The following is an 11,126-nucleotide window of genomic DNA, read 5'->3' on the forward strand; positions in this document are numbered from 1 at the left end:
AGAGATGTAGCAGCCGCACAAATAGTCTGTATAAGAGGACTTGCAGCCGTGGGACACACGGTCAAGATGCTTTCTGAGGGTAAATTCATTGGAATCCCTACGATGAAAGAATCACCGTCCTTATAGGGCGGTGAGTGTCAAAAGACAGTAGAACTGACGTAAACAGCTAACATCTCCCCCATCTTCCAAACGTAGCCTGTTACGTTTCTAAATTGCTTCCCCAGCTTCCCCATCTTCCCCAGCTTTCCTTGACCAAACGAACTTAGTCATCTACCCCTATGGGGGGAATTGGCGTATTCTAGTATCCGTCTATAGTAAAAAACTAAGCCTTCCCTGACTGAACATTAGCTAGCGATCGCACTCACCCAGCAACCTAACCGCCTCCTCTTTCCCGGCGTGAATTAAGGACTATGACCAATGTACCCCCTCCCAGTAACGAACCGGAATCCAATTCCAATCCGCAACCGGAATCTCCACCTCCCAGGCGATCGCGACATCGGCGTTGGTTAATTGGGATCAGTATCATCCTGCTGGTGGGAATCGCTGGGGGGATGGGTTTTGCGTGGTATTTTATCCAACAGATGTTGGCACCTCTAGTGGCGAGAAACCTCAGCCAACTCCTACAACGCCCCGTAGAAATTGGCGAGGTTGAACGCTTTTCCCTGAATGGGTTGCGGTTTGATAGCGCCGCCTTACCTCCTACGGATACTGAACCTGATCGCGCCTCAATTGAAGCGGTGGAAGTTCAGTATGATTTACTTCCCCTGATATTCGACCGTCGGTTAGAATTAAACGTTACCCTAATTGAACCTGATGTCTATATCGAACAAGCCGTCGATGGATCATGGATGCCCTTGGAACTCCAAGAACAAAAACCCGGTCCAATTAAGGTAGATTTGCAACAGTTAGGGGTACGAAATGCTGATGTGCAGCTTGTGCCTCGATCCACGGAAGGCAAACCCCAATCCCCCGTCGCGATCACGATTCCCCAGGGGAGTAGTCAATTCTTACAGGATAATGACATCATTCGCTTCGATGTCCAAGGTGAAATCGCTAGCGGCGGAACCTTTGACCTGAAAGGGGAACAGCTTTTCCCGACTAGCACCACTCACTTACAGGTTAATGGGCAGAATGTCAATGCCAGTACCTTAAATCGCCTAATTCCCCTCCCCCTAGACGTAAAAGCAGGTAACGTCGGCGGGGACTTAGAACTCACGATTAAACCCGATCAACCCCTCCAGTTTCTAGGAAACGCCACCCTCAACAACGTAACCGCCCAAGTTCCCCAACTTCCCCAAGCCTTTGCCAATACCAATGGGCGATTACGCTTCAAAGAAACAACCATTCGCTTAGAAGACGTAACCACCCAATTCGGGCAAATTCCCGCCACGGCTAATGGTAGCGTTGATCTAGAGACAGGATTTAATCTCACCGCCCAAACCCAAGCGATACAGATTAAGCCTGTTTTGCAAACCTTTAATCTCGAAGACACGCCCGTTCCCTTGTCCGGAGAAGTCAAAGCCGCCCTGCTAGTAACAGGCTCTTTGACCCAACCTGTGGTTAAGGGAGAAGCCGTCACCACGAAACCGACTCAGATTGATCGCGTCACCTTCAGTACGATCAGTACCGATTTTACCCTCACCACACCAGCCCAACCGCAAGATCCCACCCGCCTTGCCGTTCGCAACTTGCAAGCCCAACCCGCCATCGGCGGCAAAATTACTGGAGAAGGTGTGATTGAACTAGGGGAAAAGGGAGGATTACAATTTAACTTGCAAGCCAATAACCTGCCAACCACTGCACTGGCAAAAACCTACAACACCACCCTACCCATTCCCGTCGGTAATCTCTCCGGAACTGCCAAAATTTTCGGTCCCTTGGATAATCCGCAAAACATCCGCGCCACGGGAAAGGCGACGGTGCAAGCGGCGGGAGGTACAGTCACGGCGACGAATCTGCAAGTTCTGGATAATCGTCTCACCGCCTTAGTCCAAGCCCAAGGGGTGGAACTGTCTCAACTGGCTGATGTGCCATCGCAATTTCAGGGGACGGTAGCGGGTCAGTTTACCCTATCAACTCCCTTGGATCAGTTTGCCTTATCCCAGATTCGCGCCCAGGGTAGGGGACGTTTAAATCTGGCGGGAGGAACGATTGGCGTAGAGAATATTCAACTGTCTCAAGGGCGCTGGCGGGCTAATGTTGATGCCAATGGGGTGCAGTTGGGAGAGTTAGCCCCGCAAATTCCGGACGCCCTACAAGAACCGATTAACGCCACGTTTGCCCTGTCTGGTTCTCTGGCAGATCCCTCTGTTTCCGGGATTAGTGGGATTGGTCAAGTGGCGCTGACGGCGGCTGGGGGACGGATTAATCTGGAGGAGGTGACTCTGGACAAGGGGCGTTGGCAAGCCAGAATAGACGCGAATCGGATTCAGTTGGCAGAATTTGTGCCTCAATTACCGCCTCAATTGGAGTCGCCTTTTAGTGGTACGTTTGTGGCGTCGGGTTCCTTGGATGAGTTTTCACCATCAGCGATTAATGTAGCCGGTGAAGGACAACTGAATGTGGGTGGGGGAACCGTTCAGGTGTCGAATTTGGATGTAAATGCTGGTCGTTGGCAAGCTACGGTAGCGGCGAATCGGGTGGGATTGGCGGGGGTTGTGCCTCAGCTACCGTCGCAATTGTCGGGGAATTTAACCGGAATCATGAATCTGTCCGGGAGTCTGGATCAGTTAGCGCTGGAAACGATTCGGGGGGATGGAAATGCCCTAGTTAATTTGGCAGGAGGTGTGATCCGGGCAAGGGAGATTAATCTCGCCGCCGGACGTTGGCAGGCAGATGTGCAAGCAGCAGGGCTGGAGTTGGCGAGGTTAGCGCCGGAATTACCGCCGCAGTTTGCTGGGGTGTTTGCCGGGAATTTTGACCTGTCGGGTTCTCTTGAGAAGGTGGCACTGGATCAGATTCAAGCCCAAGGTCAGGGCAGATTAGCCGTGGCGGGAGGTACGGTGAGGGCGACGGGGGTACAGTTAAATAATGGGACGCTACAAGCCCAGTTAAACCCGGAAGGGATTGCATTGGCAAGGTTTGGGGAACAGTTGACAGGAACCTTAAGCGGCAATGTGGATGTCTCCACCAGTTTAGAGACATTAACCCCAGAAGCGATCGCGCGATCGCTAACGGCGGCGGGTCAACTGCGATTTAGTCAAGGATTTGCTTTAATTGACCGTCCTGTGAATACCACATTTCGCTGGACAGGTCAAGGTATAGACCTGCAACAGTTAACAGCCGAGGGACTCTCTGCGAGTGGGTTTATTGGGGTAAATCCTGCCCAGTTGGATCAGGGAATTGGGGCGGTGGGGAATTTTAACCTGGATGTGGCAGCAAATAACTTAGAGTTAACCGAACTCTCGGCGTATTTACCCCCAGCCGCAGCGGATGTGGATGTGGCGGGATTGGCAGATTTTACGGGTACGATTGCGGGGACAGTGACGAATCCGCGTGTTCAGGGGAATTTAGAACTGGAGGATTTTGCCGTCAGTGGGTTGACCTTTGAAGAGGAACTCGCTGGTTCAGTGACGTTTATACCGGGAGAGGGCGTAGACTTAGATCTACAAGGTGAGACAGATCAGATTGAATTAGCCCTGGGACCCGATTATCTTCCTGTTTCCTTTAACATTCGTCGCGGGGATGCGATCGCCACCGGGACGCGCCAGGGTAATGTGCTACGGATGAATACAGAAAATATTCCCATCGCCTTGATTAAAGATATCGCCCCGGTGCCTGTCGCCCTGGAGACTCAACCCTTGGTGGGTGATATTTCCGGGGAAGTAGCAATTAATTTGAATACCTTTGACGTGGCGTTAGACCAAGTGGAATTAACCGGTCCCATTTTTGGCAGTCGTTTGCCAGGGGAAGCAACACCAGGAGAAAATCTGTATAGCCTATCAGGTCGAATTACCCAAACGCCCACGGGTCCACAGTTTCAAGGGACGCTGGATATTGAACAGGGGCAACTGGAAACCTTGGTGGCGGGTTTGCAGTTAATCAACCTGACCACAATACCACCCACCACCCCCACGGTACCCTTGGATATCGCCCAAGTGGGAATGCCCCAAGCCAAACTGCAAACTCAACTGCGCCGTCTCTCGGAAATTGAAACTCTACTGCGACAACGGCAACAGGCGGAGGAAGAGGCGGAGATTCTGCCGGATTTAGAGGAGTTAGATGGCACGTTTAGCGGTACGGTACGGATTAGTGGGTCTTATGCATCGGGAATTAATGCCAAATTTGACCTCCAGGGACAAGACTGGGAATGGGGTGATTATCAGGTTAACCAGGCAACAATTCAAGGCAGCTTCCAAGAGGGGGTACTGACTCTACTGCCGGTTACCTTGCGATCGCAAGACAGTTTAGCAACATTTTCCGGGACAATTGGTGGTGAAACCCAATCGGGTCAGTTACGCCTGGAAAACTTCCCCATCGCCCTAATCCGAGACGTGGTGGATTTACCGCCGGCGATCGGCTTTTTTAGTGGTAATCTAGACGCCACAGCCACCCTGTCGGGGAGTTTAGAGAATCCCCAAGCCAGAGGATCAGTGAAGGTAACTGAGGCAACGCTGAATCAAGAAAACATTGACACCTTACAGGGAAGTTTCAGTTATAGTGACGCCCGGTTGAGGTTTTTAGCCGAAAGTATACCCACCCCTGAGGGTGACTCTCAATTGAGGGTTCAGGGAAGTATTCCCTATCAGTTACCCATTCCCGACGCCGTCGCCCCAGAAAGTGACACACTTCGCCTGAGTGTGAATGTGGAAAACGAAGGATTAGCGTTATTAAATATCCTCACCCGCCAGCAGGTTGCATGGAGAGAGGGAAGCGGCAACGTTAATTTAGAGATTCAAGGCAGCTTTGATCAAAAACAAGGGGGTCTCAAAGGACTCAGGGCAGAGGGAATTGCCACAGTGGCAGGGGCAACCATTGCCTCACAAGCCCTACCTGAACCCCTAGAGGATGTGAGGGGCGAAATTGAGTTTAACTTTAACCAGGTTAATGTGAAGAATTTGACCGCAAACTATGGTGGCGGCCAAATTACCGCTGCCGGAACCCTGCCCATCTCCCAGCCGATTACTCAACCCAATCCACTCACCGTGAATATCGGTGAATTAGCCCTGAACTTGAAAGCCAAATACAGAGGTCAGATCCAACAAAGTCAAGTGGTGTTGACTGGGACAGCCTTGAATCCCACCATTAGTGGTCAAATTAATTTAGTGGATGGCATCATCCCGCTACCGGATCAAGGCGGGAGTACAGGAACGGGGACAGCAATGGTTGGGGGTGATTCGGAGTCTGGAATTGTCTTCGAGTTCAATGACTTAAAAATCACGTTGGCGGACGATATTCAAATTAGAAAAGCGCCGATTTTGAACTTCCTCGCCCAAGGGACATTAACCCTAAATGGGTCGTCCGTGAATGGGTCGGTTGATAATTTAAGACCTAATGGTTTGATTCGGCTAAAACGAGGTCAGGTGAATTTATTTACCACTCAATTCCGGTTGGCGCGGGGGCATAAAAATACAGCAGAATTTATTCCCGGTCAAGGACTTGATCCCTATTTAGATGTACGTTTAGTCACATCGGTGGCGGAAGCGACCCAACGGCGACTCCCGACAAACGCCCAGACTGCGGAAATTGCTGATGTGCCTGATTTTGAGTTGGGCGCGGTGCAAACGGTTCGGGTTGTCGCCCAGGTGGAAGGACCGGCGTCTCAACTGGAGGATCGGTTGGAATTGACGAGTACACCGGCACGCAGCGAAGCGGAAATTGTGGCGATGTTGGGTGGGGGGTTTGTGGATACCTTAGGGCGAGGCAATAGTACGTTGGGTTTAGCGAATTTGGCGGGTTCAGCGGTTTTGGGACCTGTGGGTAATTTTATTGCGGATGCGTTACCGTTGAGTGAGTTTCGTCTATTTCCGACGATTATTCCTGATGATGAAGAACGGGCTTCGAGTTTGGGATTTGCAGCTGAGGCGGGGATTGATATCAGCCAAAATTTCTCGGTGTCGGTGTTGAAGGAGTTAACGACTGGGGAACCATTTCAATACAACCTGCGTTATCGGCTGAATGATAATGTGCTGTTGCGGGGGGGGACTGATTTTTCCGGGGATAGTCGGGCGATTATTGAATACAGGCGGCGATTTTAGCGCGGGGGTGTAGGGACGGGTTTTACCGATAACGTTTAGAAGGAAACCTCTAACTGAACTAAACCCGCCCTTCTGTGGGAGCATGGGGTGCATGTTCCAGATGCGCCATGGTGCGTCTGGGGAGAAGACAATAAAAAGAGGTGCATATATATAAGGATGCGATCGCGTGACCAAAAATCCCGTCCTTTGGTGATTGCTCACCGAGGCGCAAGTGGCTATCGTCCCGAACATACCCTCGCGGCTTATGAATTAGCGATTCAGATGGGGGCGGATTATATTGAACCCGATTTGGTGATGACACAGGATGGGGTATTGATGGCGCGTCACGAGAACGAAATTTCGGGTACTACCGATGTGGCGACTCGTCCAGAATTTCGCGATCGCCAAACTACTAAAATGATTGATGGGCAAACTGTCACGGGTTGGTTTACTGAGGACTTTACTCTGGCAGAACTAAAAACCCTACGAGTCAAAGAACGATTACCTCACCTGCGTTCGACAAAATTAGATGGGTTGTTTGATATCCCTACTCTGGTAGATATTATTGAGCTAGTTCAACGTCAAAGTGCTGCAACTGGACGCATGATTGGCATTTATCCGGAAACCAAGCATCCCACCTACTTTAACGCGATCGGAATCTCGTTAGAAGAACCGTTGGTAAACATTCTCAACCAGTACGGATTGGGCGATCGCAACTCTCCTGTGTTCATCCAATCCTTTGAAACAGCGAATTTGAAAGCGCTGAAGCAAATCACGGATGTATCCTTGGTACAGTTAGTGAATGACACCGGTCAACCCTACGATTTTATTGCTCATCCTCAACATCAGAACCACAGCAATCGGACGTATCGAGATCTGATAACGCCTCAGGGGTTAAGAGAAATTGCTGATTATGCCGATGCGATCGGAGTTAACAAACGTTTAATTGTACCCACAAGGGCAGATGGCTACTTGTTACCCCCTACCTTTTTACTTGATGAGGCTCATGCTCAAGGTTTACAGGTTCATGGGTGGACATTTCGCAATGAAGCGGTTTTTCTCGCCCCAGACTATCAAGGGAATCCTGAGTTGGAGTATCAGCAATTCTATCGGCTGGGAATTGATGGACTTTTCAGCGACTTCCCAGACACGGCACTTCAGGTTGCTCGGTCATCTCTTGGTGTAAATTAAGTTAATGGATATTAAGAAGTAATAAGTTATGTAAAGGCGTGCGATGTCACATTTTAACCTGATGCCTTCTACCCTGGAGCCTTCTGCCTTTTACGATACCTTTCACAAAATTTTCACGATTGAGATTTTTAATGGGTGGATGTGAGTTCAAGGTAAGCGTGTTGCTGAATCAAGGCAATGGAGTTGAGTATCTTTCCGCCAAAAATGGACTTAAAGGCAAGATTCATGGGAATTGTCTACGACGCCGATGCCAATGGTATGTCTGGAACAACCTGCGAGGGAAAGAGTTCTATGTTCAGGAGGCTGAGTAAAATTACTTACTTATAACTCAGTATTGTGGGAGATGTGAAGTGAAACAATGTCCGTAATTCTATAGTAAGTTTAATGTTACGAATTATTGCGTCATAATCCTTAATATAAGCAAACCTTACATTACAACTCTTAACATAAACTTACTTTGTCAAAAAACTCTGACAAAAGAATAAAAAGCAACCTTTGTACCATAAGGATTTCACCGTTGCAACCCTCCAACGAAGAATCGATATATCTCACTTGGACGGAAAAGGGAAGTCACATCCCGCTCGACGAATAATTTAATCCGATTCAACTGATAACCGTAACTCAAACACCACTAAACCCAGGATGTATTTCAAATGTATTGCGGTTCAACTACAGTCATAGCCTATAGTCTAGAGTTTTGGGCATTACGTTTAATTTCATCTAACGCCGTAAATTCGGTGTATTATTTAACCCAGAACTTCTGTAAAGAAAACTTAAACCATAAGATGCGCTTATTAAGGGTGTATGAACTCTCAATGAAGCTTTGATAAAGATCACAGATTTTCTCTTTTCTCTTGCTATAGTTTAATTATAGAGCAGTGGCAGAAAAAGATTTCTCTCAAACTTCTACTAATCGGGTGCGCCACTGACAGGGTAACTCCAACAACTGAATAAAAAGTCTCTGATAAGAGCAAGTTATCTCTCAAATTTTTAGGGCTAGGTGAATCACACCAAGCTCACAGGTTCGTACATCTACTCGGAGAAAAGAAAAATGAAACTCGTTGCATCTACCGCGATCGCTCTTAGCTTAACATTTTCTACTCAAGTTGGCGCAGCTCCTGTTTCCGCCAATGCCACCATGGAGAATAGAATAAGGCAAGACCAGCCTGTGAGTCCTCAACAGCAGATAGAGGATGCGACCTCAAATAGTCTGATGTGTTGGACATGGTTTACTCGTTGTTATTGAAACAACCATAGGTGATTCCAACCTTAATGGGGTGTGAGTTGTTAGACTCGTACTAGTGACCCATGAGGTACTTATATGGAACGACGACGCCATCCATTCTGGTTAGTTGCAACTCTTCCCTATTGCGTTCTGGTTTCAGTCAACTCTGTTCAAGGACAAATTGTCCCAGATGGAACATTACCCACAAATGTTAATAGTTCAGATAATCTTCAATTCACGATTACTGGAGGCAGCCAAGCCGGAGAAAACCTTTTCCATAGCTTTCATGAGTTTTCCGTGCCGACAGGTGGAGCGGCTTGGTTTGAAAACACCTCTACCATTCAGAACATTATCAGCCGTGTAACCGGGGATTCAATCTCGAACATTGATGGTTTACTCAAAGCACAAGGTAATGCTAATTTATTTCTCCTCAATCCCAATGGCATTATCTTTGGTGCTGAAGCTGCTCTAGATTTGGGTGGTTCCTTTATTGCTAGCACAGCAAATAGTATAAAATTTGCCGATGGCACAGAGTTTAGTGCAACTAACTCTTCAGCCTCATCCGTACTTACTGTCAGTGTTCCTGTAGGACTGCAATTTGGAGACTCTCCGGGACGGATTATCAACCGCTCTCAAGCAAGTCGGGGTGATATGCAGGAAAAATCGAATGGTACTGGAACTCCTGCGGGTTTGAGAGTAGATGCCGATAAAAGCTTAGCACTTGTAGGCGGTGAAGTTATCCTAGAAGGTGGAAATATAACAGCGCCAAGTGGACGGATTGAAGTAGGAAGTGTTGATGGCAAAATTAGGGTCACGTTGAACCTAACAAATCAAGGTTTTGCTCTAAGCTATGAGGGTGTTGAAAATTTTCAGGATATTCATCTATCCCAGGCAGCTATCATTGATGTAACCGATCTGAGTCCTGTTTTTAATAGTGGAGATATCGGTAGTGGTGATATTCAAATACAAGGCAGACACGTAATAGTAACTGATGGCTCACGAATTTCTTCTTTCACGTTTGGGTCAGTCCCAGCCAGAACTATCGCTGTGACTGGCTCAGAATCAGTAGAACTGAGTGGGTTTTCAGATATTCTGGGGTCTAGCGGTATAACCACGATTACGGGAAATGACGGAGATGCAGGAAATATAAAAGTTAATACTCGGCGGTTAATTGTTCGAGATGGGGCTGAAATATCAACTAGTTCATTTCCAATCATCAAAGGTTCTGTTAGTACAGGTCGCAGTGGAAACTTGTCTATAACTGCCTCGGAATCAGTACAAATAAGTGGTAGTTCTCAAATTGTTGGATCAAGTCAATTAAGAGTTAACACTCAAACTAATGGAAATGCTGGAGATTTAGAGATTACTACAGGACGGCTGATTATTGAGGACGGGGGAAAGTTAACAGCCGCGACATCTGATGCGGGTCAGGGAGGAACGATAACGATCAATACCTCGGATGCTGTGGAAATCATTGGCAAAGGTATTGGTAGAGAAAATCAAATTAGTCCCAGCGCTTTAGAAGCTTCAAGTCAAGGAACAGGCGATGCAGGAAACTTAACTATTACCACCAATAACCTAAGACTCCGAGACGGAGGCGAGATCAGGGCGACCTCCACTCAAGCAGGAGGAGGTAACATCGATATCACGGCTGAAGATATTCGTCTCCGCGACGGTAGCTTGATTAGTGCCAGTGTTTTTGAGAGTGTCGGTGGTGGCGGCAATATTACGATTGACTCCGATGTTTTTATCGCTCTAGAAGATAGTGATATTCTGGCAAATGCTGTTGATGGCAGGGGTGGTAATATCACTATTATCTCTCCGGTGTTTCTGGCAGACTTTTTCTCCAGTGGTCAAGGAACAGCCGTAGGTCGCAACCCAGGTTCGTTTGAGCCATTTCGGGGCAATGATCGAGTGGATATTTCAGTAGAAGCATTGGGTAGCGGTGATGCTGGTAATTTATTCATATCCTCGCTGAATTTGAATCAAGATTCCCTCTCGCCACTATCAACCAATTTTCTGCCGCCGGAACAAGTGATTGCTGATAGTTGCCTTACCCACCGCAACAAGGAGCAAGGTAGCTTTATCGTTACAGGTACGGGGGGTTTACCGAATAACCCTTATGATCCGCTACAGGGTCGCTATACTGTCACTCAGGTTCAGGGAATTAGTGGCGATGCTGGACAACAAGCCACTGCACCAACGGTCAATTCTCAATACTCAACCCCCAGTTTCTGGAAACCCGGCGACCCAATTCAAGAAGCTCAAGGTATGATGGTAACGTCTGATGGACGTGTAATCGTGGGTACTGCTCCGGAACTGGTGGCGATCGCGAATGATGATGATTTAATCTGCTATCAGGCTGCATCGCAAGAGAAATAGGCTGCGCGATCGTTTTACCCAACCGACTTGAACTTATGGGCAAAACTGACAGGCTCCCTGAGTGGGGGCGCGTTTAGTCAAATTATCGGTTTGTGAAAAAATGTTATCGGTAAAACCCGCCCCTACACCCCGGCTTTCAGACGTGCCATGCC

The 11,126-nt window shown here is 48.1% G+C and carries 5 protein-coding genes and 1 pseudogene; all 6 read left to right on the forward strand.

The genetic code is table 11. The features are described 5' to 3' along the window. A pseudogene (locus tag RIG27_RS21295) lies at positions 1-126 on the forward strand (RNA-guided endonuclease InsQ/TnpB family protein); the annotation flags it as partial. Between the two features lie 284 nt (positions 127-410). Further along, the gene (locus RIG27_RS21300; protein WP_446348470.1) at positions 411-6,197 is read left to right on the forward strand and encodes a translocation/assembly module TamB domain-containing protein; all 5,787 of its coding nucleotides are present in this window, start codon (positions 411-413) and stop codon (positions 6,195-6,197) included. A 156-nt stretch (positions 6,198-6,353) separates the two neighbouring features. Further along, positions 6,354-7,367 carry a glycerophosphodiester phosphodiesterase gene (locus tag RIG27_RS21305; protein ID WP_446348473.1) on the forward strand — a complete coding sequence of 338 codons (1,014 nt, stop codon included), beginning with the start codon at positions 6,354-6,356 and terminating at the stop codon, positions 7,365-7,367. Positions 7,368-7,528: 161 nt separating this feature from the next. Next, on the forward strand, positions 7,529-7,678 hold the full coding sequence (locus RIG27_RS21310) for a hypothetical protein (RefSeq protein WP_446348475.1): 150 nt from the start codon (positions 7,529-7,531) through the stop codon (positions 7,676-7,678). A gap of 740 nt (positions 7,679-8,418) precedes the next feature. Continuing rightward, entirely contained in the window at positions 8,419-8,613 is a 195-nt protein-coding gene (locus RIG27_RS21315; RefSeq protein WP_446348476.1) for a hypothetical protein, read from the forward strand. Positions 8,614-8,688: 75 nt separating this feature from the next. After that, positions 8,689-10,974 (forward strand): two-partner secretion domain-containing protein, encoded by a 2,286-nt coding sequence (locus RIG27_RS21320; protein ID WP_446348478.1) that lies wholly within the window; start codon positions 8,689-8,691, stop codon positions 10,972-10,974. Positions 10,975-11,126 lie beyond the last annotated feature (152 nt).

It is taken from the genome of Coleofasciculus sp. F4-SAH-05, from assembly GCF_040222985.1.
GTDB classification, from domain to species: domain Bacteria; phylum Cyanobacteriota; class Cyanobacteriia; order Cyanobacteriales; family Coleofasciculaceae; genus Coleofasciculus; species Coleofasciculus chthonoplastes.

Coding starts and splice junctions, on each gene's coding strand:
- RIG27_RS21300 (WP_446348470.1), top strand. CDS start 411: ATGACCAATGTACCCCCTCCCAGTAACGAACCGGAATCCAATTCCAAT.
- RIG27_RS21305 (WP_446348473.1), top strand. CDS start 6,354: ATGCGATCGCGTGACCAAAAATCCCGTCCTTTGGTGATTGCTCACCGA.
- RIG27_RS21315 (WP_446348476.1), top strand. CDS start 8,419: ATGAAACTCGTTGCATCTACCGCGATCGCTCTTAGCTTAACATTTTCT.
- RIG27_RS21320 (WP_446348478.1), top strand. CDS start 8,689: ATGGAACGACGACGCCATCCATTCTGGTTAGTTGCAACTCTTCCCTAT.